Genomic DNA, 24,491 nt, shown 5'->3' with positions numbered 1-24,491 from the left:
GCGGGTCAGGTCAAGGATCGCGGTCAGCGTCAGCTGCAGATCGCCTGAGCCATGCGGCCAAAGTTCTGATACCGCTCCCACAGCGCGTCATCGCGAGCGGATTTCGACATCTTCAGCTCTTGGGCCTGATGCGGGTCGGTGAACCACTTGGCCACAGTTTTCTGGTCTTTGTTGGTCAAAGCCTGATCTGCCACCCGCTGGATGCACTTGCACCTGTCGCGTGTCGCAGCCGAACGGTCGGACGCCAAACATGCACGTTTGATCTGCGCCGCTTCGGTCATGGCCGGGGCCAAAGTGGTCAGCGACGTGGCGCATAGCGCGATAATGAGGAACTGTTTCATGCTCATGCCTCGTTTTGCCTGCCCGGAGGAGTCTTGTGTCCCTCTCGGCTTGCGGCGCAGTATCGTCCAAGTTTTCCTGCCGTTCAACAATTTGCTTTCAGAAACTCCGTACCTGAGTCGAAAGTGCCGCGGTTGGCACTAAGGTCGGCCGTGGCATGCCCTGCGAACCCCGTTTTGGACGGTGCAACACGGCCGAGTTCTGTCTACGTACGGTCGCCTGAATGCAGCTGAGGGCTTGGAACGACGCCAACCGCAGCGTCATGGCCTCATCGCGCTGAAATATGGGGCGTCCGCCGTGCTGTCTCACCTTGACCAGCGCCCGATTTCGAACCATATCCCGACGCTATGACAGACCTCGCTCATATCCGCAATTTCTCCATCGTCGCGCATATCGACCATGGCAAATCCACCCTTGCCGACCGGCTCATCCAAGAGACCGGAACGGTGCAGGATCGCGACATGAAGGAACAGCTGCTCGACAGCATGGATATCGAGCGCGAACGCGGCATCACCATCAAGGCCAACACGGTCCGCATCGACTATACCGCCGACAATGGCGAACAGTACGTGCTGAACCTGATCGACACTCCCGGCCACGTGGACTTTGCCTATGAAGTCTCGCGCTCCATGCGCGCGGTCGAAGGCTCGCTGCTGGTAGTGGACTCGACGCAAGGGGTCGAGGCGCAGACCCTGGCCAACGTCTATCAGGCCATCGACGCCGACCACGAGATCGTGCCGGTTCTGAACAAGATCGACCTGCCGGCCTCCGACTGTGACCGCGTGGCCGAACAGATCGAGGACGTGATCGGCATCGACGCCACCGACGCTATCCGCGTCTCGGCCAAGACGGGAGAGGGGATCCACGAAACGCTCGAGGCGATCGTGAACCATCTGCCCGCGCCCAAGGGCGAGCGCGACGCGCCGCTCAAAGCGATGCTGGTCGACAGCTGGTACGACGCCTATCTGGGCGTGATCGTTCTGGTCCGTATCATGGACGGCGTTCTGAAAAAGGGCATGCGGGTCAAGTTCATGTCGAACGGCACCCTGCACCATGTCGACCGCGTGGGCGTGTTCCGCCCCGAGATGCAGATGGTCGACCAGCTGGGTCCGGGTGAGATCGGCTTCCTCACCGCCTCGATCAAGCAGGTGCGCGACACCCGTGTGGGCGACACCATCACCAATGACCGCAACGGTGCCGAAACCGCTCTGCCGGGCTTCAAACCCGCGCAGCCGGTGGTGTTCTGCGGCCTCTTCCCGGTGGACAGCGCCGAGTTCGAAGACCTGCGCGACGCGATCGAGAAACTGGCCCTGAACGACGCCAGCTTCTCGTACGAGATGGAAACCTCGGCCGCGCTGGGCTTTGGCTTCCGCTGCGGCTTCCTCGGCCTGCTGCACCTCGAGGTCATCCGCGACCGCATCGAACGCGAGTACGATATCGAGCTCATCACCACCGCGCCGTCGGTGATCTATCACGTCTACATGAAAGACGGCGAGATGATCGAGCTGCACAACCCCGCCGACATGCCCGACATGTCCAAGGTCGACCACCTGGAAGAGCCGCGCATCAAGGCCACCATCCTGGTGCCGGATGAATACCTGGGCGACGTGCTGAAACTCTGTCAGGACCGCCGCGGCATCCAGCTGGACCTGACCTATGCGGGGCAGCGCGCGATGGTCGTCTATGACCTGCCGCTGAACGAGGTCGTCTTCGACTTCTACGACCGCCTGAAATCGGTAACCAAGGGCTATGCCAGCTTCGACTACCAGATGACCGGCTACCGCGAGGACAGCCTGGTCAAGATGTCGATCCTCGTGAATGACGAGCCGGTGGACGCGCTGTCGGTCATGGTCCACCGCGACCGCGCCGAGACCCGCGGCCGCGCCATGTGCGAAAAGCTGAAAGAGCTGATCCCGCGCCACATGTTCAAGATCCCGATCCAGGCGGCTATCGGCGGCAAGGTCATCGCCCGCGAGACCCTGAGCGCCTTACGCAAGGACGTGACCGCGAAATGCTATGGTGGGGATGCCACGCGGAAGCGGAAGCTGCTGGAAAAGCAGAAGGCCGGCAAGAAGAAGATGCGCCAGTTCGGCAAGGTCGACATCCCGCAGGAGGCGTTTATTTCAGCACTTAAAATGGACAGCTAAGGCTGTCCATTTTAAGTGACGGTGGGCGAAAGCGGTTGGCGCAGCTAACTGCGTGCCCACACGGTGGAATAGTTGAATAGACAATCCACACCTGCGAAACACTGCTCTCTGATTGATTTCTGTTTAAGGGATTCACTTTTGAGTGGCTGTGGCTAGAGTGCACGCATGGTTAGAAGAATACAAATTTTAGACGAAGAACCGAATGCCGACGCAGATCTTGTTCTGAAGATCAACTACGACCCAAACATTGGTTCGGCGGCTCGTGCATTTGAAATTGCAGCAGACTTGATCCATTCGCTAGAGGATATGGACCGAGTTTTTACTCAGACGATCGACGCTGAACTTGAGACCGCGTTGATTGTGGAGGACCTCCAAAAGTCGAGCCTAAAGATATTTCTGCGGAATGTGCTCAAAAGCCTCCCTGATGAGGCTTTGAAGGACGCGGACATAAAAAAGTTGATAGGCAACTATTTGGTTAAGGCTAAATATGCCGCGATTGAGTGGTTGGATGAACCGGCAAACGAGAACAGAAAGCTCACAGATTTGACGGAGAAAATTGCCGAATTAGCAAGAGCGACTGAGGTTCGCCAACTGCCAGACTATCCTCCTCCCAATCCAACAAGGTTGTCTCAACCTCTCGATAGGTTTCAGGAAACAAAGCGTAAGTTTTCATCTGGGGAAGGGTTAACGATTACCCTTGGAAAAGAGGACTACGAGGTCAACCTCGAAAGCGATTGGTTGCCGTCCGAGACGAGTGAAGACACCCGTGATGAAAAGGAGTTGGTTAATGAACAGGATTTGTTCCTTGTCATTGGAAAACCTGATTTCATCGGAAACGCCAAGTGGACTTTCAAACACGGCAAGAAGACTCTGTCATTAAATATTTTAGATGAAGAATGGCTTTCAGATTTCAAGAAAGGTAGTTTCCCGATTAAGCCAGGGGACGCTCTTAAGGTGCGGCTGAGAGTCGAGCATCACTATGATGCGAAAGGGAATTTGACTAGTTCGTCAGAGGAAATAGTAAAAGTCTTTGAAGTGATTGAGGACGCTGGAAGCCCCAGCGACTTGTTTGACGATCACTAGGTTTTGTCCCGATCGACCCTCTCGCCCGGCGGCACAGCCGGGCTGCGCCGAACCGCCCGCATGGGGCGGCGCGTTTGCGCCTCCCCTCGGGTCGGTCGGGCCCCTCATCTCTGTTGACCAACATTCGCACCCGCGTTTGCGCCCCGGGACTCCGCCCGTTCGGCCTTGAAACGGTCCACCGGACCGTTCCAAAACGTGCGTCGCCTCGTAAAGTAACCCACTTCACAGCCCCACCAACCCGCACCTGCTAAGGTTGACCCAACGGAAACCAGCGGCGGAGGCCCCATGTCCATGATCCCCATCATCGCGCTTGGATCGGCGGGTCTCTATTCCGTGGCCATGATCTCGATGAAGTTTTGGTGGAAACTTCCTGGCCTCGGGCTGGGGCTGCTGATCGTCGCCACCTTGCTGGCCGCCGCCACGCTGGAACTCGCCGCGCTGCGCGACGAACGGCTGGGCATCATCTACACCGGCATTCTGGGGGCCGAGGTCGTGCTGATCGCCATCGCCTCGTTCTTCCTGTTCGGCGAGTCCTTTTCCTACCGCGAGGGGCTGGGCATCGCCCTCGTCATCGCTGGAACCGCGCTGGCCTGGGCCTGAGCCCGTCGGTGAGCGCCGCATGAACCCTTCATGAAGTTTCCCTTAGGTAAGTTGTAACGGTCGCGCGCCCTCCCAATCTGTTCAGCAGGCCAGCAAGGCCCGCCGATCACAGGGAGAGAGCCCATGACCAGATACATGACCGCCAGCGCCGCCGCCGTGGCCGCGACATTGACCATGGGCTCTGCCGCCCTCGCCGATGCGATGCCCGACCTGCGCGGCACGTGGACGGCCAGCCAGACAACGGTGTCGCCTTCGAACGCCAACACCGCCACCGCGCCGCGGTTCAACACCTCGGAATGGGTGCTCGAGATCCAGGCGCAGCACGAAAACGTGTTCTGGGGGCCCAGCATGTGGCGGCGCAATGCCATGGATGACTGGACGATGTACGAGGCCACCGGCTCGATCAGCCAGGATGGCTCGGGCAAGATCGGCATTGTCGAAACCGCTGCTGATCCGACCTCGGGCGTCAACGCGCTGATCGATGCGCGGTACGAGGACGGCAAGATCTATGCGGATTTCCGTAGCCTGCGGACTGGAACCACCTACAGCACGGTTCTGGAACGACAGGTGAACTGAAGCGTTTCCGGCCCAGGCGGTTGTAGGGGGTAGTTGCCGTTGCCCGATTTTGCGGGAGACGGAGAGTAGTAGGTTGCCTCGTCCGGGTCGGAACGCTTCTCAATTCGTGGGCTGCACGTTCGTTCACCGTTGCGTGTGGCGACTCATCGATGTCGATTCGAGCGATATGCCCGTATGCGTCAGGTCAGGTCCGCCATGAGGGCCGAGATTTTCCCTTTGCACCCGCAGAAATCGCCCAATTGAACGGAGAGAAATCGGCCTTCGGCTTTTCCCAGCGCAACCCAGCCGGATTTCATCATTTCCCGACTTATCCACATCGTCTTCCAGTCGGATATCAACATCTTATCCCCGGCTAATTTTCATGCTGCAGTGCTATTTTCTTGCCGGATGTGAGGGCGAGTGCCATCGTTCAGACATCGCCAAGGTTCGTCACGATCCAAGGCGGGACGCAAAGGTCAGGGGGTCCTGGCACCGCAGGCAGATCTTAGGATTTTCGTCGGGTTGCAAGGGCTTACCGGTAGGTGACCAGTCAGGAGAGGCGCAAGCCCGGCTTGAGCGGTCAGCTTCTCAGAAGGCCAGAGCGGGCGGCAGAGCGCCATCAGGTGCTTTGCGGCAGCGAGGTCCCCTCGGGGGCTGAAGCAACTGGATCGGGGCGTCCCTCGGGCGTGTCGACCCGGCAAGGCGTCAGGGGTGTCCGCAAGGGCACATGCAAAGACCGCGTCTGCGCACCTGGCGCCTTTTCCTTTTGCCGATTTCGGTTTCGTACAGGCTTCCACTCACCGCCCGTCAGAACGGGAACGGGGTTCTTGCGCAATTGCACAAGAACCCCGCAGTCGTGTCAGTAATGCATTACCGCGTCTATGCACCTGTGGCAGGGACAATAATCCGGTCGCCCGGAACTTTCAACCATATGTTGGTAGTGCTGCGCCGCTGTCCGCTAGATGCTGACGGGTATCAGAGGCTTTCCTGAACGTCCGTCGCCGCGCCCTGGATGGCGTCGCCGGCTTTTTCGATGTCTTTGCCCGCGCCTTTTGCGGTTTCACAGGCCGTCAGGGCCAAAAGGCTCAGCCCGATCAGAATAGTGCGGATCATCGATATCTCCTTGGTTGGTCGACTACCAATCGGTAGCACCATTCAGGCAATGCAGACAAACCTTTTTGGGTGATCAGCCTTTGCGGAAGATGGGACCAAGGATGGCCGTCGCGACAAAGATCAACGCGGCCGCGCAAACGATGCTTGGTCCAGCGGGTGTATCCGCCCAATATGCACCGCCCAGCCCGCCCAACGCCGCCGTCGAGCCTATGATCGCAGCGGTGAAAGCCATACTTTCTGGGGTGCGGGCCAAAGGGCGGGCTCCGGCCGCTGGAATGACCAGCAGGGCCGCGATCAGAAGAATTCCGACAACTTTGATGGCGACCGCAACGGCCAGTGCCATCGCCAGAGTCAGCCATAGTTCTTCTCGTTTAGGATCGATCCCGGATGCCTGAGCCAAGTCCGGGTTGAGTGTCGAAACCAGAAGGGCTGACCAGCGCCAGACCATCAGCGCCAAAATCGTGGCGCCACCGATCCAGATCGTGGCCAGATCGGACTTTGTGACGGCAAGGATATCGCCGAACAAAAAGGCATTCAGGTCCAGTCGGACATCGGACAGCAACGCCACGGTTACCAAGCCGGCGGCCAGTGCGGTGTGTGCAATCACACCCAGAAGCGTGTCCATGGCGTAACCGCGACCGCGCAGCAGGCTGACCGACAAGCCCATGGCAAGCGCAGCGGCAATGATTGCGGGCAGCAGCGGCAGAGAAAAGCTGAGCGCCAGCGCTACACCCAATACGGCCGCATGTGCGGTGGCCTCTCCGAGATAGGCCATGCGCCGCCAGACGACAAAACATCCCAGCGGTGCCGCGGCGATCGAAACACCGAGACCTGCCAGGGCGGCGCGAACCATGAAATCGTCCAGCATCAGTGTGACGTATCCTGCGCGTGATTGTGATCGTGGGTATGACTGTGCTTGTGTTGGTACAAGGCCATCGTGCCCCGTGTTCCACTGCCGAATAACGCCCGATATTCCGGCGCGTCTGCGACCATGTGGGGTGCCCCTTCACAGCAGACATGCCCGTTCAGGCACAGAACCCGATCCGACGCGGCCATGACGACGTGCAAGTCATGGCTGACCATGACTATGGCGCAGCCGAGGTCCGTGCGAACCTGTTCAATGCGTTCATAGAAGGCAGCTGCGCCGGGCTGATCAAGCCCCTGGGTTGCTTCGTCCAGCAGCAGCACCTGAGGCTCTTCCAGCAATGCGCGGGCCAGAAGGACCCGTTGAAACTGACCGCCGGATAGTCGGGTCATCTGTCTGTCACGCAAGTCCGGCACGCCGGCCAGTTCAAGCGCGGTTTTGGCCTTGCTGGCCGAAACCCGTTTCGGCAGCCCAAGGAATCGTTGCACGGTCATCGGCAGGGCGGCGTCCAGCGCGAGTTTCTGGGGGACGTAGCCGATCCGCAAACCCGGAGCGCGCCGAACAGTGCCCTGAGCCGCGGGAACAGCTCCGATCATGGCGCGCAGCAGCGTCGATTTTCCCGAACCGTTCGGGCCGACAATGGTGACGATTTCACCAGCGGCGATCTGGGCGGATACGTTGTCCAGAATGAGCCTTCCATCCAAGCGAACGGATAGGTTGTTTAGGGAAATGAGAGGGGTTGTCATGGCTGCGTTCCAATGCAGTCCGGGCAAAGACCTTCGGCCTCGACCACGATCCTTTCAATGGTGAAACCTGATGTGTCGGCGGCAGCACCAAGCCGGCCCTGGGTCAGCTCGGTTTCGGTTTCGGCCACGGCCTTGCACGCCCGGCAAATCAGAAACGCAGGCACGTGGTCGTGCGTGGGGTGGGCGCAGGCCGCATAGGCGTTCATCTGCTCGATACGGTGCACGAACCCATGCTGCACCAGAAAGTCCAGCGCACGATAAGCCACCGGGGGCTGCGACCCCATGCCTTCGGCGGATAGAACAGCCAGAATGTCATAAGCTCCCATTGCCTTGTGCTGCTCCAACAAGATCTCCAACACGCGGCGGCGCACCGGCGTGAACTGAAGCTTCTGGTTGGCGCATTTTTCCTCGGCCTTGCTCAGCGCGGTTTTCATGCAGTGGTTATGATTGTGGTGCCTGAAGCCTACTGTGCTCATGTGCGCTCCGAAATTTTTGGCTTGATATGTTATAACGTGGGCAATATCAAGCCGACCAGCAATGTAATAACATATCATTCGAGGAGGTGACATGTCCCGAAAATTCTTGTTGCTGGCCGGCGTCGTGCTGGCCGGAAAGGCGGCGGCCGATGCGCCCAATGTTGCCGTCGATATCGCACCGGTTCACGCGTTGGTTGCCCAAGTCATGGACGGTGTTGCCGAGCCTTCCCTGATCATCCCGCCCGGAGCCTCACCTCATGACCACGCCATGCGCCCGTCCGAGGCGCGCGCGTTGCAATCTGCGGACGTGGTTTTTTGGGTAGGCCCGGAACTGACCCCGTGGATGACGGGACCACTCGGCGCCCTTTCCGAGGGAGCGACGCAGGTTGAGTTGCTGGAGGTAGCGGGGACCGTGCGGCACGACTTCCGCGACTTGGCCAATCATCATGAGGGCGAAGAGGAGCATGCAGACCACGACGATCACGATGATCATTCGGACCATGATGACCATGCGGACCACGATGACCACGAGGATCATGCAGGTCACGACGACCATGCGGATCACGATGAACATGAGAAACATGAAGAGCACGCCGATCACGATGCACATGACCATGACCACGGGCATGACCACGACGGTGTAGACCCGCATGCCTGGCTGGACCCGGAAAACGCGCGCGTCTGGGTGCAGGCAATTGCCGAAACTCTGTCAGAGAAGGACCCGGATAACGCTGCGCGGTACCAAGCCAATGCGGACAAGGCAGTTGAAGGCCTGAGTGCTTTGGAGGCCGAGATCCGGGCGGATCTGGCGCAGTCAGAACCGCGGTTTGTCACCTTTCACGACGCCTACCAGTATTTCGAACACCGGTTCGATCTGGCATCGTCGGGCACCGTGAGCCTGGGCGACGCGGCCGCACCCGGACCGGCTCGTCTGGCCGAGCTCAAGGCCCGGATTGAAGAAGAGGGCATTGATTGCGCTTTTTCCGAGCCGCAATTTGACACTCGCCTGATCTCTGCCGCGACCGAGGGGGTGGATGCACAAATCATCGTGCTTGACCCGATCGGGGTTGCGCTCGAGCCGGGTCCGACCCTGTATCCGGACCTGTTGCGCGCAATGGCCGCAAGTTTCCAGGCCTGCAGCGGCAATTCGTGAACAAAGAAGGGCGCAACGATCTGTTGCGCCCTTCGCCATTCAATGGGTGTTCTGACTTATTCCTCGTCGCAGAACAACTCGTACACCGTTTCCAGCATTTTGCGAGGTCGGTCGTCTGCAAGGCGATAGTAGATCGCCTTGCCTTCGCGCCGGGGCGTGACCAGCCCCTCAAGGCGCAGCCGCGACAGTTGCTGTGAAACGGCGGCCTGTCGGGCGGACAGCAGTGACTCGAGTTCGGTCACCGATTTTTCGCCGGATACCAAATGACAGAGGATCATCAACCGGCCCTCGTGGCTGATCGCTTTCAGAAAATTCGAAGCGCGGGTTGCGTTAGCGGCCATCCGGTCCATGTCGTCGCGCGAGATGTCTTCGGAAAGTTGGGGAAGTGCCATCTTCTTGTCCTTGTTGGCCCCTTGGTGAGTGTGGGGCAGGTGTTCCCTTTGTTAGTTTCGCCTGAGCGAATTGGGTCTCTATATAGAATGATCAGATATTTCCATATGCATGGATCAAAATGGCGTGATGAAAGCGCTGTGAATGGCGGCGAGGCGAAAAAACAGCCGGGTATTTGCGTTCTGCGCGTTCGTTCGCTCTGTTTTACGGCATCCCGACGATGCGGACTGATCCGTATTTCCCAATCGGCGTCGCGTGTCCGCTGCCCCTTGCAGGCCCCCGAAGGCAACACTAAGACTCATGTAACTTCTCATCGGGTATGGTCCCGGTTCACACCAAAGCAGGCAGGTTCCGAATGTTCGATCCAGTTGACACCTACATGAATACGCTCGTCCCGATGGTCGTTGAGCAGACCAGCCGCGGCGAAAGGGCCTATGACATCTTCTCTCGCCTGCTGAAGGAGCGGATCATCTTCATCAATGGCCCGATCCATGACGGGATGAGCCACCTGATCGTAGCGCAGCTTCTGCATCTGGAAGCCGAGAATCCCAACAAGGAAATCTCGATCTACATCAACTCGCCCGGCGGTGTCGTGACCAGCGGTCTGTCGATCTACGACACAATGCAGTACATCAAGCCAAAATGTTCGACATTGGTGATCGGCCAGGCGGCCTCGATGGGGTCGGTCCTGCTGGCGGGCGGAGAGAAGGGGATGCGCTTCTCGCTGCCGAACAGCCGCATCATGGTGCACCAGCCCAGCGGCGGTTACCAGGGTCAAGCCAGCGACATCATGATTCACGCGGCCGAAACGCAGAAGCTGAAGGATCGTTTGTACGATATCTATGCCAAGCATACCGGACAGTCGAAAAAGGCCATTGAAAAGGCTTTGGACCGTGACAATTTCATGAGCCCGGAAGAAGCAAAAGAGTGGGGCCATATCGACGAGATTGTCGAAAGCCGCTCCAAATCCGAACCGACCGAAGCGTGATGCGGAAACCCCGCACCCACGGGTGCGGGGTGCGATTTTGACATTGTAGCTGCCCCGGTGCTGGCCTAAGCTGCACGGACAGGCGGCAAGCGCGGTCCGGATCCGGGCCGCAGGGATGGAGCCCGAAAGGTAGAACATGGCGACGAATTCAGGCGGCGACAGCAAGAACACGCTCTACTGCAGCTTCTGTGGAAAAAGCCAGCATGAGGTGCGCAAGCTTATTGCTGGACCGACCGTGTTCATCTGTGATGAATGCGTCGAACTGTGCATGGACATCATCCGCGAGGAAACCAAAGCCAGCGGGCTGAAGTCCTCCGACGGTGTGCCCACCCCCAAAGATATCTGCGAGGTGCTGGACGACTATGTCATCGGCCAGGCTCGGGCCAAGCGTGTCCTGTCGGTTGCCGTGCACAACCACTACAAACGTCTGAACCACGCGCAGAAGGCCGGTGGTGACATCGAGTTGGCCAAGTCGAACATTCTGTTGATTGGTCCCACCGGGTGCGGCAAGACTCTGCTGGCGCAGACGCTGGCGCGGATTCTGGACGTGCCGTTCACGATGGCTGACGCGACCACGCTGACCGAGGCCGGTTACGTGGGCGAGGATGTCGAGAACATCATCCTCAAGCTGTTGCAGGCCAGCGAATACAATGTCGAGCGCGCCCAGCGCGGCATCGTCTATATCGACGAGGTCGACAAGATCACCCGCAAGTCGGAAAACCCCTCGATCACCCGCGACGTGTCGGGCGAGGGTGTGCAGCAGGCCCTGCTGAAGCTGATGGAAGGCACCGTGGCCAGCGTTCCGCCGCAGGGCGGGCGCAAGCACCCGCAGCAGGAATTCCTGCAGGTGGACACCACCAACATCCTGTTCATCTGTGGCGGCGCTTTTGCAGGTCTGGACAAGATCATCGCGCAGCGCGGCAAGGGCTCGGCTATGGGATTTGGCGCCGATGTGCGCGACAATGACGAACGCGGTGTGGGCGAGATCTTCCAGGATCTCGAGCCCGAGGATCTGCTGAAATTCGGTCTGATCCCGGAATTCGTTGGACGTCTGCCCGTGCTGGCAACGCTTGAGGACCTGGATGAGGACGCGCTTGTCACCATCCTGACCAAGCCCAAGAACGCGCTGGTCAAGCAATACCAGCGTTTGTTCGAGTTGGAGAACGTCGAACTGGACTTTACCGACGACGCGCTTGCGGCGATTGCCAAAAAGGCGATCGAACGCAAGACCGGTGCCCGTGGCCTGCGTTCCATCCTTGAAGACATTCTATTGGACACGATGTTCGAGCTGCCGGGCATGAAGAACGTGACCAAAGTGGTCGTGAACGAAGAGGCCGTAACGTCGGACGCGCAGCCGCTGATCATCTATGCGGATGCCGCGCCGGAATCGGCATCTGCCGGCTGAACTGTTTGAAATTTAATGCAGATACGGCGCGGCAAAGTCCGCGCCGTTTTCATGTGAGGGTGTCATGACGATCCAACGTATTTCCTCGGGCGGTGAGTTCGAAGCCAAGGTCGGCTACTGCCGGGCCGTTGTCGCGGGTGGCTGGGTCCATGTTGCCGGAACGGTCGGGCAGGGCGAAGGCGTCGTCGACCAATGCCGCTCGGCGCTGACGATCATAGGCAACGCCTTGGCAGAGGCGGGCGCCTCTTTTGCCGACGTGGTGCGCGTGACTTATATGCTGCCCGATCGCCGCGAATTTGAAGCGTGCTGGCCGGTCCTGGCCGAGACGTTCGGTGCCAACCCGCCTGTTGCGACGATGATCGAATGCGGCTTGATTGATCCAAAATACCGAATCGAAATCGAGGTCACCGCATTCTTGCCCAAGTAATGGGTGCGCTCTTTGTGGCTCTGGACCTCTGCTCGGCTTTGGTCCATATCTGCATGGACAGAAATGCCGGAGGCAGCCGATGGGAATCCTGAACACTCTTTTGCGGGCCGTGACCTGGTGGAACGGGGCCACTCTGAACACGCAGATCTACACTGCGCGCAAAGGTATCAAGGTGGGTGAGGACGATCAGGGCAACGTGTTTTATCGCAACGCCGATGACAGCAAACGGTGGGTAATTTTCAATGGAGAGGCCGAGGCTAGCCGGATCGACCCGGAATGGCACGGCTGGTTGCACCGCACCTGGGATGAGCCTCCGACCGACAAGCCACTGCCACACAAGGCGTGGGAAAAGCCGCATCAGGAAAATCTGACGGGCACCGCGATGGCCTATGTGCCAGCGGGGTCCCTGCGCCGTCCCGATCCGATCGAGCGCAAGGACTACGAAGCCTGGAGCCCGGAATAAGCGAGATCCACATGTCGACCCACAACATGACCGAAGTTCTTGTCGGCGGTGTCGTGCTGGCCAGTGCATTGGCGTTTGGCGTGTATGCCAGCCAGTCCACGGGCTGGTCGCGCGAAAACGGGGGCTATCACCTTGAGGCGTCCTTTCGGTCGCTTGAGGGTGTGGCGGTGGGCACGGATGTGCGCCTCGCGGGTGTAAAGATCGGCACCGTGACCGATGTCGAGTTGAACCCTGAAACCTACCGTGCCGATACGACGATTTCGGTTGCCGAAAACATCCAGATTCCGGATGACAGCGCGATCGTGATCTCGTCCGAAGGCCTTCTGGGGGGCAACTTCGTCGAGGTCATGCCCGGCGGCTCTCCGTTCTATTTTGAGCCGGGCGATCAGATTGAAGACACGCAAGGAGCCGTCAGCCTGATCTCGTTGCTGGTCAAGTTTGTGGCCGGGGATGGCAGCGAATGATGCGTGCCGCCCTGATGGCGCTGCTGTTGGCCGCGACGACGGCCGGCGCGCAGCAGAAGGTTTCCTCGGGACCGGGGGCCATGCTGCGCGGGCTGGACAAGGTCAGCGGTCAGACGGTGGACGTGCAGGTGCCGACCGGTGATACGGTCGAAGTTTTCGGCTTGGATGTCGCCTTGGGTGATTGCCGGTATCCGTCTGAAAACCCGACCGGTGACGCGTTTGCCTATCTTACGATTTGGGAAAAGGGAAAGGCCGACCAGCTGTTCGACGGCTGGATGATCGCCACGTCCCCGGCGCTCAACGCCCTGGATCACTCGCGCTACGATGTCTGGGTAATCCGTTGTATCACCCCCTGAGGGGTCTGACACACCTCGGCGGTGAAATCTGCGCTGGCAGCAGTGGCCTGATCCAGAAGTTGGCGGTATTGCTGTCTGGGGATTTCGATCGCCCCCAACGAAGCCAAATGTGCCGTCAGAAATTGTGTGTCGAACAGTTGAAAACCTGTCTGGCGCAATCGGTCGACCAGATAGGCGAGCGCAATTTTTGACGCATCGGTACGGCGCGAAAACATGCTTTCCCCGAAAAATGCCGCACCCAAGGCAACTCCATAGACGCCACCGACAAGCTCCTCGCCCTCCCAAACCTCAAGTGAATGGGCGCGGCCCGAGTGGTGCAGTTGGGCATATAGTCTGCGCAGTTCGTCATTGATCCAGGTGTCCGCCCGGTCCGCGCATCCGTCCACGACGGCTGCAAAATCCCGGTTTATGGTCACGGAGAACCCGCAGTTCCGGATGCGTCGCGCAAGGCTGCGGGAGATGTGAAACCCGTCCAACGGGAATACACCCCGCAGCTTTGGATCGACCCAGAAAAGATCCGGGTCGTTCCTGTGTTCGGCCATCGGGAAGATTCCGATGGAATAGCCGTGCAACAGCAGATCAGGCGTCAGGCCCATGGCTCACACCGCGGCGACAAGCCCGAGAGCGCGTGCTCTCGCGGCTTGGTCGATACTAGGCCATGTTCTCCGCAAGCCAGTGCTCCAGCCAGTGGATGTTGTAATCGCCGCTGTGGATGTCGGGTTCCTGCAGAAGTGCATGAAACAGGGGAACCGTCGTGTCCACACCGTCCACGATCAATTCACCCAAGGCCCGATTCAACCGCGCCAGCGCTTCGGGGCGGTCGCGCCCGTGCACGATCAGCTTGCCGATCAACGAGTCGTAGTAGGGTGGGATCGAATACCCGTTGTACAGCGCCGAATCCATCCGGACACCTAGGCCGCCCGGTGCGTGATACGCCGTGATCTTGCCGGGGCAGGGCGCGAAGTTCGGCAGCTTTTCGGCGTTGATCCGAACTTCGATCGCGTGGCCGTTGATCTCCAGATCATCCTGGCCGAACGACATCGGTTCTCCGGCCGCAACAAGGATCTGCTCGCGAACAAGGTCGACGCCGAAAATGCCTTCGGTTACAGGATGTTCGACCTGCAGGCGGGTGTTCATCTCAATGAAATAGAACTCGCCATTTTCATACAGGAACTCGATCGTACCCGCGCCAATATAGTTGATCTTGGCGACCGCATCCGCGCAGACCTTGCCGATTTGGGCGCGCTCCTCAGGAGTGATGCAGGGGCCCGGGGCCTCTTCGAATACTTTCTGATGACGGCGCTGCAGCGAACAGTCGCGCTCGCCCAGATGGACCGCATTGCCCTTGCCGTCGCCGAAGACCTGAATCTCGATGTGGCGGGGCGTGGTCAGGTATTTCTCGATATAGACTTCGTCATTGCCGAACGCGGCTTTGCCCTCGGCCCGCGCGGTCATGAAGGCGCTTTCCATTTCGGCGGCGGTCTGCGCGACTTTCATGCCGCGTCCACCGCCACCGGCGGTGGCCTTGATGATAACCGGGTAGCCGATCTCTTCACCGATGCGCTTGGCCGACTCAAGATCCGGAACGCCGCCGTCCGAGCCTGGTACGCAGGGAACGCCCAGCTCTTTCATGGTGTCTTTGGCGGTGATCTTGTCGCCCATGATGCGGATGTGTTCGGCGGTGGGGCCGATGAACGTGATGCCGTGGTCTTCGACGATCTGAACGAACTCGGCATTTTCGGACAGAAAGCCATAGCCAGGGTGGATCGCCTGGGCGCCGGTGATTTCACAGGCCGAGATGATCGCGGGCATCGAGAGATAGCTCTGGGGGCCGGGTGCCGGTCCGATACACACGGACTCGTCAGCCATGCGCACGTGCATGGCGTCACTGTCAGCGGTCGAGTGCACGGCAACCGTCGCAATCCCCATCTCGCGCGCGGCGCGGATCACACGCAGGGCGATCTCGCCTCGGTTGGCAATCAGGATCTTGTCGAACATGGGCCCGCCTTACTCGATGATGACCAGAGGAGTGCCGAATTCGACAGCGTCGCCATCCCCGACCAGGATCCGCTTGACGGTCCCGGATTTGGGGGCGTGAATGTGGTTCATGGTCTTCATCGCTTCGACGATCAGCAGCGTATCGCCTTCGGAAACAGATGCGCCGACGGCAATGAACGGGGACGCGCCGGGTTCTGGCTGCATATAGACGGTACCAACCATGGGCGAGGTCACCGCGCCAGGGTGGCTCGCCGGGTCCTCGACGGCGGCGGGTGCTTCGGCGGGGGCAGCAGCGGGGGCTGCGACAGGTGCCGGCGCGGCAGCGGGTGCCGGGACGGCAACTTGCACAGGCGCGGCGGTCGGGCTTACTCGGCTGACCCGGACGTTCAGGCTGTCTTCTTCGCCATATTCCCGTTTCACCTGCAACTCAGTCAGGTCGTTTTCGCGCAAGAGTTCGGCCAGTGCCTTGATGAACGTCACATCCGCTTCGTGTCTGTTGTCTGTCATGAGTGTCCTCGAAGGTTCCCCTTTGGCCCGTCTGTCTGCGCGGGCTCTGGTCAATTACGCTGCGTTATAAGGCAACCGCGCGGCCATGAAAAGCGCCGACTGGGGCCGTCCTGCCCCGGTTTCTGCGTTATCGGCAGGGTCTACGACGGTCAGAGCGGCGTGCCGGACAGTTTGGCGACCAGTTCCGGCAGCTTGCGCGCGCCGAATTTCTCGAGCAGCCGGGCGCGGTAGGCTTCGATGGTCCGGTAGCTGAGCCCCAGTTCGACGCCTATTTCCTTGGCCGACAGGCCGCGACAGGACAGGATCGCGACTTCACGTTCGCGTTTGGTCAATTCGACCAGTGGGCGTTCCTCGGAAATGTCGGAGAAGCTCCAGATTCCATGGCGGAATGGGTCATCGGGTGTCAGCGACCGGCCGCGCGCGCGACACCAGAACAAGTCGCCGTTGCGGCGGCGCATGACCCGCTCGTCCGTGTAGTAGCCGGTGTCCCGCATGACCTGAAGACTGCGTGCGCCAATTCTCTCCCAATCGGCAACGGATGGGTACAGGTGCAGCAAAGGCAGGTTGCGGTAGTCGGATTCGTTGCCCCCGAATGTCCGGGCAAACTGCAAATTGCACCGCCGGATGATGCGGTTTTCAAGCTCGACAAGCCCGATAGGTGCGTATTCGAAGGCCGGATCACTCATTTGCCTATCGTGCCGCCAATTCGGCCGGAATTGAAGAGGGCATTGCAGCACAGGATTGCTTTGGCGTCCGAAAGCGATCAGAGCCCGGCGAAAGTCACGACATTGTCAATGTTGTAAAACTGCTTTGAAAAGGGTGGCGTAAATCATATAAATACATGAAGTATTCAGAAAATACGGGGTTGTTTCGAGGGCAACTCGAACACGTTTCGGCGGGGGCATCATGCGTGATTCATTGACGGGCAGCCGTATCCGCGAAAGGCGGCAAATCTCGGGCTTGCGTCAGGCCCAGTTGGCGCGTCAGGTCGGCATTTCAGCGTCATATCTGAACTTGATCGAGCACAACCGGCGGCGCATCGGGGGCAAACTGCTGGTCGATATCGCTTCGGCTTTGTCCGTTGAGCCTTCGGTTTTGACACAGGGGGTCGAAGCGACGCTGATCGCTGCCCTTCGTGAGGCGGCGGCGGATGCGGTCGGCCAAAAGGCCGAGGTTGAGGCGCTGGATGAATTCGCCGGCCGCTTTCCCGGCTGGGCCGCCGTACTGGCACAGATGCATCGTCGGGTGGTTTCGCTGGAGCGCACCGTGGAAACCCTGTCAGACCGGCTGACCCATGACCCGCACCTTGCGGCATCCATGCACGAAGTCCTGTCCGCCGCAGCAGCGATTCGGTCGACAGCCGCCATCCTGGCCGAACCGGGCGAGATCGAGGCCGAGTGGCGCGACAGATTCCACCGAAACCTGCACCAGGATGCCGAACGTCTTGCCGAAAGCTCAAAAGCTCTGGTTGCCTTTTTGGACGAAAGCGAAGACACCGGCGAACGGCGCGGGTTGCCGATGGAGGAGGTCGAGGCATTTCTGGAGAAGCGCGGGTTTCATTTGCCGGAACTTGAGACTGGACAGGACCCGGTATCCCTCGCGCAGGCCGAGATGGCCTCTTCTGCCTCAAGATCTGTCGCCCGTCAGGTGCTCGATGCCTATGCGGCGGATGCCCGGGCCATGCCGCTGGAAGCGGTTTCGCAGTCACTGGAGGTCGAAGGTGTTGATCCTCTGCGTCTTGCCGCGCGGTTTTCGGTTGAAGTGCCGACGGTCCTGCGACGGCTTGCGTTTCTGCCCGAGGATGTCATGCCGCGACCGGCCGGGTTGGTCATATGCGATTCATCAGGAAGCATTTTGCTGTTCAAGCCGGTCCCCGGTTTCGCGATGCCACGCCACGGTGAAGCCTGTCCTTTGTGGCCGGTCTTCAGCGCGCTGAACCGGCCCCTTGTACCGATCCGAAAACGTGTGACCCTGTTGGGCCGGACGCCGGCGGATTTCGACTGCTTTGCAATCGCCTGGCCTCAGCCCGTCAGCGCCTTCGGTCAGGAACCTGTGTACAGATCGGCGATGCTGGTGCTGCCGGTAGAAGAGCCCGGCGTGGCCACCGACTTGCCGGTACAGGTCGGCACAAGCTGCAGGATCTGCCCCCGAAAGCCGTGCGACTCCCGGCGGGAGCCGTCGATTTTGAGTGAAGGTTTTTGACAGTTTCCTGACACAGCGATTAATCTGCACTTGGCAGGTGGCTGGAGGTGCGACCGGTCTTGGGGAGGAAGTGAACATATGAGCCGCAAGGTTCTGTTGATCGAGGATGAACCGAACATCACGGAGGCAATCAGGTTTCTGCTGACCCGCGAAGGGTGGCAGGTCGAAACCCATGCCGAAGGTGAAAACGCGGTTCAAACGATACTGTCTGCGCAGCCTGATCTGGTCATTCTGGATGTGATGCTGCCCGGCAAGAGCGGTATGGATGTTCTGCGCGAATTGCGCGAGCACGAGGAGATGCGCGCCCTGCCTGTTCTGATGCTGACCGCTCGCGGTCAGTCGCGGGACCGCGAGATGGCGGAAAAAGCAGGCGTCAGCCGGTTTATGACGAAACCGTTCTCGAATACCGAAGTGCTGACGGCTGTGCGTGATTTGCACGCGCAGGCGTCACAGTCATGAACACACCGGAAAACGAGCCAGCCCGCCCGACAGGCCCGCGTCCGTCGGTGTTTTTGGAACGGCAGAGTTACCGCCGCCGAAGGCTGGCCGATGCGGCCCGAATGCTGCCCTTTGTCGGCGCGGGCCTGATCTGCATCCCGCTGCTGTGGCCGGATCCGGGGCCGGAAAACTCTGGCATCCCATTGTCGTCAGCCATTCTTTATATCTTTTCATGCTGGGCCGCCCTGATCGTGGTCAGCCTTCTGTTCGGTTTTGCTGCCCGGCGGATGTCGTCCTCGGAAGGGTCCGCGGCAGAGAGTGAGCAATGGCCACGCTGAATGTCCTGATCCTTGTTTGCCTGGGCTACGTCGTGCTTTTGTTCGGCGTTGCGTTCGCAGCCGATCGCATGGCCGCCGCGGGGCGAGGCAAATGGCTGCGGTCACCGTTGATCTACACGCTGTCTTTGTCGATCTACTGCACCGCCTGGACCTTCTATGGCGCGGTTGGCAATGCGGCCCGGTCCGGTCTGGAATTCGTGACGATCTACCTCGGGCCGACCTTGGTGATGATCAGCTGGTGGTGGGGGCTGCGCAAGCTGGTGCGTGTGGGTCGCAGCCAGAGGGTGACATCAGTCGCCGACTTGATCTCATCGCGTTATGGCAAGTCGAACACCTTGGCCATTTGTGTGACTATCCTCGCCGTGCTGGGGGGCACACCCTATATCGCGCTGCAACTTCAATCGATAACGCTGTCTTTCTCGATTTTCGCCGAGGCCGATCCTTCGGGCCTTTACCGCGAGGGCGCCAGCGTATTCTGGGTGGCCGCGGGTCTGGCCGTGTTTGCCATTCTGTTCGGCACCCGGAATCTGGATGCCAATGAACGGCACCATGGTGTGGTGACCGCCATCGCGTTGGAATCCGTCGTCAAACTGTTTGCTCTGTTGGCGGTGGGTATCTTTGTCGTCTGGGGGGTGGCCGGAGGCGTCACGCCTATGATGGAGCGGATCGACGCGTCGGAAATCGGGCGTTGGAACGTGGATACCGGACGTTGGATGGCCATTACCTTCCTGTCGGCGGCTGCTTTTGTCTGCTTGCCGCGGATGTTTCAGGTCATGGTCGTCGAGAACGATGACGAAAGTCACCTGAGAACGGCGGCCTGGGCGTTCCCGCTCTACCTTCTTTTGATGAGCCTTTTCGTGGTTCCCATTGCGGTCGTCGGGCTGGATCTGCTGCCGGCCGGGTCAAATCCGGACCTATTTGTGCTGACGGTTCCTCTGTCACAGGGAAATGACTGGCTGGCGATGCTGTCTTTCATCGGCGGTTTTTCGTCTGCCACGTCGATGGTCATCGTGACGGCGATGGCCTTGTCGACCATGGTCTCGAACCACGTCGTGATGCCGATCTGGCTGAATACACGCGAGAACGCCAGTTCCATGTCAGGCGATGTGCGAAACGTGGTGCTGATGGCGCGCCGGGTTTCGATTGCCGCCATCATGGCCTTGGGGTTCTTCTACTATCGTATGTCCGGTGGCGGCGCCGCGCTGGCCTCGATCGGCTTGGTGGCATTTGCGGGTGTGTCGCAGATTCTGCCGGCTCTGGTCGGCGGCCTGTTCTGGCGCGGGGCGACACGGACAGGTGCCCTTGTTGGGCTGAGCGTGGGGTTCTTCCTTTGGATCTACACGCTGTTGCTGCCGGGGATGGGCGGCAGTGTCATGTCCGCCTCGGTCATCGAAAACGGTCCTTTCGGTCTGGGGTGGCTGCGTCCGCAAGCGTTGTTCGGTCTTGATGGTTTGGACCCGATGACCCACACGGTGCTGTGGTCGCTGTCACTGAACACGTTGGCCTTTTGCCTAGCGTCACTTCTGAGCTTTCCCAGCCCGCTTGAACGGTTGCAGGGGGCGCAGTTCGTCAATGTCTTTGATCATTCTGTCGCGCCCGGGGGGTGGACGGGGTCCGTTGCCCAGAGTGAAGACCTGATGATCATGACCCAACGGATCCTCGGGGCCGGTCCCGCTCAGGATTTCTTTCAGGCCGAGGCGGAAAAGCAGGGCGTGCGCGGGCGCTGGCCAGAACCTACGCCGGGTTTTCTGGAGCGGCTGGAGCGCGAATTGAGCGGCTCGGTCGGTGCGGCCACAGCTCATGCCATGATCGGGCAGATCGTCGGAGGTTCGTCCGTTTCGGTCGAGGATCTGTTGGCGGTGGCCGATGAATCCGCGCAGTTGCTCGAATACTCCAGCCAGCTTGAGGCGAAGTCGGCCGAACTGAGCCGAACGGCCCGCAAGCTGCGCGAGGCCAACGAAAAACTGACCCAGATCTCGCGTCAGAAAGATGCCTTTCTGGGGCAGGTCAGCCACGAGTTGCGCACTCCGATGACGTCCATTCGTGCCTTTTCGGAGATCATGCGGGACACTGACGGGCTGAGCGCTGAGGATTCCCGGCGTTATGCGACGATCATCCATGACGAAGCGCTGCGACTGACGCGGCTGCTGGATGACCTGCTGGACCTGAGCGTTCTGGAAAACGGTCAGGTCAGCTTGAATATGGGTGATGCCAGCTTGCGGACGGTTCTGGATCGGGCCGTTTCAACGACTATGGCCGGAGCAGACAGCCCTTTGACCATTCGCCGCAATCTGTCTGCCGAGCGCATCGCGTTGCATTCCGATCTGGATCGCCTGGGGCAGGTCTTCATCAATTTGATTTCGAACGCACAGAAATACTGTGACGCGCCCGAGCCGGTCCTGACGATTTCAGCCCATGATGTCGGTGGCCAGGCGGTGATCGACTTTGTCGACAATGGCAGCGGCATCCCGCCGGACGCCCAGTCGATGATCTTTGAGAAATTCGCGCGAGTCGGATTCGACAAGGCGGGTGGTGCGGGCCTTGGACTGGCTATTTGCCGTGAGATCATGCACCGGCTTGGGGGAGAAATCACCTATCTGCCCGGGCAGGGCGGCGCAGCGTTCCGCGTGAGCCTGCCATTGCCTCACCGGCAGGCCGCTCAGTAGCGGGCAAGTAAAGGTATTCGTAACGAACAATGGGCTAGACCAGTAGCGAGCAGAATCGAAACTGGCGGACCGTTGCGATGTCAAAGACTGTCAGCGCGGCCTTGGCGCGCAAATTGTCGGCAGGACAAGAGGGGGCGGGTAGCAAATCCCGGGCGCTGCTGCGGGCATTGCGCCTTGCGATTGCCCGCGCCGCAGTCGAACGTTTCAAGCTATCAGCATCCGTCATTGGCGCGAAACAGGCCAGAAGATGCCAGGAAGTCGCCACGAGCGGGCTGGAAGACGGTCAGTTGTTTCTGCTGTTCGCGACCAAAGAGGGCAGGGTAGCCAGTGTTGTCTTGGACGTCGGTTTGGTCTCGGCAGTCATCCAGAAGCAGACAATGGGCGAAGTATTCCCGGACCTGCCCCAGCCTCGCGCCCTCACCGACACCGATGCGGCAATGGTGGTCCCGTTGGTCGAGGACATGCTGGAACGGGCCCGGAAACTGGTCGATGATCAAAGCGATGCGGCCCGCCTGAACGGATATGAGTTCGCCTCACGGGCGGTCGATCGGCGCACGCTGTCTTTGGCACTGGTCGAGGACGGGTATGATGCGTTCGAGTTCACGGTTGAACTCGAGGGCGGTGTACGGCAGGGAACGGTCCTCATCCTGCTGCCGGAGATTTCGGTGGCCGAGGGGCAGGACGGGCACGCAGATTTGGAACCGCTGAAGACGCTGTCGCAAGCCGCAGGCGTGGTTCGGGCCGAACTCAACGCGGTGATTTGTCGGATGCATCTCCCGCTGACAACGCTGTCGGAGCTGGGCATCGGGGATCTGCTGCCACTTGCGGGAGCGCGACTTGATCGGATCGACATTGCCGCGATTGATCGGACCCAGGCCACTACGGGACGTCTGGGCCAATGTGGCGGTCAACGGGCAGTGCGGATCAACGAGTTTCTGCAGCCACCCGCCCCAACACGACCCGAAGCGCAGAGCTTTGTCGAGCACAGGCGAAGGGACGCGCCGGCTGAAATAGCAGATGTTGATTTGTCGCGTCAGGACGCCGTTGCCCAAGACCGATCGCATGCGCAATCCGCAGTGGATAAAGACTTCGCGCAAGCAAGCACCGACCGCCTCGCGTCCGAAATATCCGAATTGGCGGGTCTTCCTGCTCCTGCGGAACGACCCAACGACTGACGTATGAAATCAGGTGTTCGCAGCCCGCATCTGCACCAATGCCGGCCGCAGACCGTCCAGCGCGTAGCCCGCCTTTGCCGTGGCTTCGAGTATTTCATCGGGGCTCATTGTGTCGCACTGCCCAAGGGCCCAAACGACAGAACAGCGGGTGCCCGAGGCACAGTAGGCAAGAACCGGGCCTTCGCAGGACTCGGCAAGGTCGCGCTGCCGTGCCACGTTCTCGGGCGTCATGGTTTGGTGCGTCAGTTCAAGCACCTCAAACTCGAGACCCGCATCCCGCACGGCCTGGCCGATTACCTCGGATTGCATGGCGGCAGGCACTTCGACATTCGGCCGGTTGCAGATGACCTTGACGAAGCCGGCGGCAACGATGGCGGGCACATCCTCGACCGTGATCTGCGGCGAGACGAAATAGCGGGGCGTGATCTGTCGAATCTCCATGCCGATTTCTTAGGTCGCGGAGTCAGCCCTGTCCAGTTCCACGGCGTGGCCGTACTTGCGCAATGCGGTTTCTTCCGCTGCGGCTTTTGCGGATTGATGTCTGTCAAGGCAGTTTGGTCGAAATCAGGTTAATATTCGATCGACTCGCGGCCCAGCGCCGGCCGCCGGATAGTGCGCGGGCGATTTTTTGCTGGGTTTGGGCGGGTCCTGTGTTGGTCTCAATCCTGTTACCTATATCAGGCAGGATGGCAGCATTTGGGAGGATGGCCATGACCACGAACGAGCTTTATTTCGAAGCCGAGCGGCTGGAGCGGAAACTGCACGGGGCAAATCTCGAGACCCGGCTGGCACTGCAGCCCAGCGTCACCAAGGTAATTGAACGCATGCGCGCTCAAGGCATGAGCGTACCATCGCGCTTTCGACGGCTGGACGCTGCCTTGATCGAAGATGCGGTTGAAGCCCAGTTCGACAATATGCCGATCTGACACCGGCGGTCAGCCGAACGATATGCCAAGGATAACCAGCATCAGTCCTATGACGGACAGAAACAGCGCACCCATGTTCCAAGGCAGCACCCGCTGAACGGCAGCCCGCAATTCGTCGTCAGTCAAGCCTGACCGACGAGCCTTCATCACGCGCAGAATGCACCAGACCAATCCTGCCAGCCCGGCCAATGACAGGCTGGCGCCTCCCCAGATGAACACGTCGAACATTGCGCCCCGCATCGTTCTGTTTCGCTGCCGATGCGCTTAGCGGATCGTTGCCGGCGGCACAAGGCAAGCAGCCCCATTGTTCGCTTGCGGCGGACCCGCCGGCACGGTATCCGACATTTTGCCCGTGACCCCGACTAAAGAGATTTCCACTTGGGAGAGACGCATATGGAAGACATGACCGAAGACCAGGCTGCTGCGAACTACCGCGTGACCGCAGGCGAGCTGCGCCAGTTCATCGAACGGTTCGAACGTCTGGAGGCCGAAAAGAAAGACATCGCTGACCAGCAGAAGGAAGTGATGGCTGAGGCCAAGGCACGTGGCTACGACACCAAGGTGATGCGCAAGGTTATCGCGCTGCGCAAGCGTGACAAAGACGATATCGCCGAAGAAGAAGCGGTGTTGGAAATGTACAAGGAAGCCCTGGGCATGTAAGCCTCGGGCCT

30 protein-coding genes are annotated in these 24,491 nt (G+C 59.9%); 18 read left to right on the top strand and 12 right to left on the bottom strand.

The genetic code is table 11. The features are described from left to right. Window positions 1-29 precede the first annotated feature (29 nt). The gene (locus ACR0DA_RS09455; RefSeq protein WP_093962696.1) at window positions 30-341 is read right to left on the bottom strand and encodes a hypothetical protein; all 312 of its coding nucleotides are present in this window, start codon (window positions 339-341) and stop codon (window positions 30-32) included. A gap of 345 nt (window positions 342-686) precedes the next feature. Between ACR0DA_RS09455 and lepA the strand changes: the two genes are divergently transcribed. From lepA to ACR0DA_RS09435, 4 genes are all read left to right on the top strand, one after another. Next, entirely contained in the window at window positions 687-2,486 is a 1,800-nt protein-coding gene (gene lepA, locus ACR0DA_RS09450) for a translation elongation factor 4 (RefSeq protein WP_480753724.1), read from the top strand. Between the two features lie 165 nt (window positions 2,487-2,651). Further along, complete coding sequence (locus ACR0DA_RS09445; protein ID WP_480753722.1) at window positions 2,652-3,569, top strand: LAPAL motif-containing putative phage structural protein; 918 nt, start codon at window positions 2,652-2,654, stop codon at window positions 3,567-3,569. A 285-nt stretch (window positions 3,570-3,854) separates the two neighbouring features. Next, a complete protein-coding gene (locus ACR0DA_RS09440) occupies window positions 3,855-4,169 on the top strand; it encodes a hypothetical protein (protein ID WP_110644555.1) in 315 nt (104 codons plus the stop codon). A 123-nt stretch (window positions 4,170-4,292) separates the two neighbouring features. Beyond that, window positions 4,293-4,745, top strand: a complete 453-nt coding sequence (locus ACR0DA_RS09435) for a hypothetical protein (protein WP_170358302.1) — start codon at window positions 4,293-4,295, stop codon at window positions 4,743-4,745. Window positions 4,746-5,699: 954 nt separating this feature from the next. Here ACR0DA_RS09435 and ACR0DA_RS09430 read toward each other — a convergent pair. The 4 genes from ACR0DA_RS09430 to ACR0DA_RS09415 all read right to left on the bottom strand — a co-directional run bounded on the left by ACR0DA_RS09430 (window position 5,700) and on the right by ACR0DA_RS09415 (window position 7,924). Further along, a complete protein-coding gene (locus ACR0DA_RS09430; RefSeq protein ID WP_093962692.1) occupies window positions 5,700-5,837 on the bottom strand; it encodes an entericidin A/B family lipoprotein in 138 nt (45 codons plus the stop codon). Window positions 5,838-5,910: 73 nt separating this feature from the next. Then, window positions 5,911-6,705, bottom strand: a complete 795-nt coding sequence (locus ACR0DA_RS09425) for an iron chelate uptake ABC transporter family permease subunit (RefSeq protein ID WP_170337587.1) — start codon at window positions 6,703-6,705, stop codon at window positions 5,911-5,913. Continuing rightward, on the bottom strand, window positions 6,705-7,448 hold the full coding sequence (locus tag ACR0DA_RS09420; RefSeq protein WP_480753721.1) for a metal ABC transporter ATP-binding protein: 744 nt from the start codon (window positions 7,446-7,448) through the stop codon (window positions 6,705-6,707). Before ACR0DA_RS09420 ends, ACR0DA_RS09425 begins: the two co-directional genes overlap by 1 nt. Next, on the bottom strand, window positions 7,445-7,924 hold the full coding sequence (locus ACR0DA_RS09415) for a Fur family transcriptional regulator (protein WP_170337589.1): 480 nt from the start codon (window positions 7,922-7,924) through the stop codon (window positions 7,445-7,447). Before ACR0DA_RS09415 ends, ACR0DA_RS09420 begins: the two co-directional genes overlap by 4 nt. Window positions 7,925-8,015: 91 nt before the next feature. Between ACR0DA_RS09415 and ACR0DA_RS09410 the strand changes: the two genes are divergently transcribed. Further along, window positions 8,016-9,077: a zinc ABC transporter substrate-binding protein gene (locus ACR0DA_RS09410; protein ID WP_170366612.1), complete on the top strand. Its 1,062-nt coding sequence runs from the start codon at window positions 8,016-8,018 to the stop codon at window positions 9,075-9,077. A 56-nt stretch (window positions 9,078-9,133) separates the two neighbouring features. On the opposite strand, the gene ACR0DA_RS09405 is transcribed toward ACR0DA_RS09410, so the two are convergent. Next, window positions 9,134-9,469, bottom strand: a complete 336-nt coding sequence (locus ACR0DA_RS09405) for an ArsR/SmtB family transcription factor (protein WP_093962687.1) — start codon at window positions 9,467-9,469, stop codon at window positions 9,134-9,136. Between the two features lie 353 nt (window positions 9,470-9,822). Here ACR0DA_RS09405 and ACR0DA_RS09400 point away from each other — a divergent pair, with 353 nt between their 5' ends. From ACR0DA_RS09400 to ACR0DA_RS09375, 6 genes are all read left to right on the top strand, one after another. Continuing rightward, window positions 9,823-10,455: an ATP-dependent Clp protease proteolytic subunit gene (locus ACR0DA_RS09400; protein WP_093962686.1), complete on the top strand. Its 633-nt coding sequence runs from the start codon at window positions 9,823-9,825 to the stop codon at window positions 10,453-10,455. Window positions 10,456-10,591: 136 nt separating this feature from the next. Then, window positions 10,592-11,860 carry an ATP-dependent Clp protease ATP-binding subunit ClpX gene (gene clpX / locus ACR0DA_RS09395; protein WP_170337591.1) on the top strand — a complete coding sequence of 423 codons (1,269 nt, stop codon included), beginning with the start codon at window positions 10,592-10,594 and terminating at the stop codon, window positions 11,858-11,860. Between the two features lie 64 nt (window positions 11,861-11,924). Beyond that, complete coding sequence (locus tag ACR0DA_RS09390; protein WP_170338037.1) at window positions 11,925-12,287, top strand: RidA family protein; 363 nt, start codon at window positions 11,925-11,927, stop codon at window positions 12,285-12,287. Between the two features lie 79 nt (window positions 12,288-12,366). Next, window positions 12,367-12,750 (top strand): NADH:ubiquinone oxidoreductase subunit NDUFA12, encoded by a 384-nt coding sequence (locus ACR0DA_RS09385; RefSeq protein WP_093962683.1) that lies wholly within the window; start codon window positions 12,367-12,369, stop codon window positions 12,748-12,750. Window positions 12,751-12,761: 11 nt separating this feature from the next. Further along, complete coding sequence (mlaD, locus tag ACR0DA_RS09380; RefSeq protein WP_093962682.1) at window positions 12,762-13,214, top strand: outer membrane lipid asymmetry maintenance protein MlaD; 453 nt, start codon at window positions 12,762-12,764, stop codon at window positions 13,212-13,214. Continuing rightward, window positions 13,211-13,570, top strand: a complete 360-nt coding sequence (locus ACR0DA_RS09375; protein ID WP_170358308.1) for a DUF2155 domain-containing protein — start codon at window positions 13,211-13,213, stop codon at window positions 13,568-13,570. Before mlaD ends, ACR0DA_RS09375 begins: the two co-directional genes overlap by 4 nt. Here ACR0DA_RS09375 and aat read toward each other — a convergent pair. The 4 genes from aat to ACR0DA_RS09355 form a co-directional block, all read right to left on the bottom strand. Further along, window positions 13,534-14,166 carry a leucyl/phenylalanyl-tRNA--protein transferase gene (gene aat / locus ACR0DA_RS09370; RefSeq protein WP_170358310.1) on the bottom strand — a complete coding sequence of 211 codons (633 nt, stop codon included), beginning with the start codon at window positions 14,164-14,166 and terminating at the stop codon, window positions 13,534-13,536. The two genes, ACR0DA_RS09375 and aat, sit on opposite strands and share 37 nt — an antisense overlap. A gap of 55 nt (window positions 14,167-14,221) precedes the next feature. Continuing rightward, the gene (accC, locus tag ACR0DA_RS09365; protein WP_170338045.1) at window positions 14,222-15,568 is read right to left on the bottom strand and encodes an acetyl-CoA carboxylase biotin carboxylase subunit; all 1,347 of its coding nucleotides are present in this window, start codon (window positions 15,566-15,568) and stop codon (window positions 14,222-14,224) included. A gap of 9 nt (window positions 15,569-15,577) precedes the next feature. Continuing rightward, window positions 15,578-16,075 (bottom strand): acetyl-CoA carboxylase biotin carboxyl carrier protein, encoded by a 498-nt coding sequence (gene accB, locus ACR0DA_RS09360; RefSeq protein ID WP_170337596.1) that lies wholly within the window; start codon window positions 16,073-16,075, stop codon window positions 15,578-15,580. A gap of 149 nt (window positions 16,076-16,224) precedes the next feature. Then, window positions 16,225-16,761: a LuxR C-terminal-related transcriptional regulator gene (locus ACR0DA_RS09355; protein WP_093962677.1), complete on the bottom strand. Its 537-nt coding sequence runs from the start codon at window positions 16,759-16,761 to the stop codon at window positions 16,225-16,227. A 220-nt stretch (window positions 16,762-16,981) separates the two neighbouring features. Between ACR0DA_RS09355 and ACR0DA_RS09350 the strand changes: the two genes are divergently transcribed. The 5 genes from ACR0DA_RS09350 (at window position 16,982) to ACR0DA_RS09330 (ending at window position 22,894) form a co-directional block, all read left to right on the top strand. Then, window positions 16,982-18,277 (top strand): helix-turn-helix domain-containing protein, encoded by a 1,296-nt coding sequence (locus ACR0DA_RS09350; protein ID WP_480753718.1) that lies wholly within the window; start codon window positions 16,982-16,984, stop codon window positions 18,275-18,277. Window positions 18,278-18,355: 78 nt separating this feature from the next. Further along, window positions 18,356-18,736, top strand: a complete 381-nt coding sequence (locus tag ACR0DA_RS09345; protein ID WP_093962675.1) for a response regulator transcription factor — start codon at window positions 18,356-18,358, stop codon at window positions 18,734-18,736. Then, window positions 18,733-19,053, top strand: coding sequence for a hypothetical protein (locus ACR0DA_RS09340; protein WP_480728660.1), 321 nt, complete (start codon window positions 18,733-18,735; stop codon window positions 19,051-19,053). The genes ACR0DA_RS09345 and ACR0DA_RS09340 overlap by 4 nt, the downstream gene beginning before the upstream one ends. After that, complete coding sequence (locus ACR0DA_RS09335) at window positions 19,041-21,719, top strand: sensor histidine kinase (protein ID WP_170538983.1); 2,679 nt, start codon at window positions 19,041-19,043, stop codon at window positions 21,717-21,719. Before ACR0DA_RS09340 ends, ACR0DA_RS09335 begins: the two co-directional genes overlap by 13 nt. A 77-nt stretch (window positions 21,720-21,796) precedes the next feature. After that, window positions 21,797-22,894, top strand: a complete 1,098-nt coding sequence (locus tag ACR0DA_RS09330) for a FliM/FliN family flagellar motor C-terminal domain-containing protein (protein WP_480753716.1) — start codon at window positions 21,797-21,799, stop codon at window positions 22,892-22,894. A 9-nt stretch (window positions 22,895-22,903) separates the two neighbouring features. On the opposite strand, the gene ACR0DA_RS09325 is transcribed toward ACR0DA_RS09330, so the two are convergent. Then, complete coding sequence (locus ACR0DA_RS09325; protein WP_093962671.1) at window positions 22,904-23,335, bottom strand: protein tyrosine phosphatase family protein; 432 nt, start codon at window positions 23,333-23,335, stop codon at window positions 22,904-22,906. Between the two features lie 269 nt (window positions 23,336-23,604). Between ACR0DA_RS09325 and ACR0DA_RS09320 the strand changes: the two genes are divergently transcribed. After that, entirely contained in the window at window positions 23,605-23,820 is a 216-nt protein-coding gene (locus ACR0DA_RS09320; protein ID WP_170337604.1) for a hypothetical protein, read from the top strand. Window positions 23,821-23,829: 9 nt separating this feature from the next. Here the strand turns inward: ACR0DA_RS09320 and ACR0DA_RS09315 are convergent, their stop codons facing one another. Beyond that, window positions 23,830-24,048, bottom strand: a complete 219-nt coding sequence (locus ACR0DA_RS09315; protein WP_170339991.1) for a hypothetical protein — start codon at window positions 24,046-24,048, stop codon at window positions 23,830-23,832. A 165-nt stretch (window positions 24,049-24,213) separates the two neighbouring features. On the opposite strand from ACR0DA_RS09315, the gene ACR0DA_RS09310 reads away from it, so the two are divergent. Beyond that, window positions 24,214-24,480 (top strand): DUF2312 domain-containing protein, encoded by a 267-nt coding sequence (locus ACR0DA_RS09310; RefSeq protein WP_093962669.1) that lies wholly within the window; start codon window positions 24,214-24,216, stop codon window positions 24,478-24,480. Window positions 24,481-24,491: the final 11 nt, after the last annotated feature.

This window comes from Ruegeria sp. CI8, from assembly GCF_056536865.1.
The sequence above is the reverse complement of the archived record's forward strand: the minus strand, read 5'-3'. Positions and strand labels throughout refer to the sequence as shown.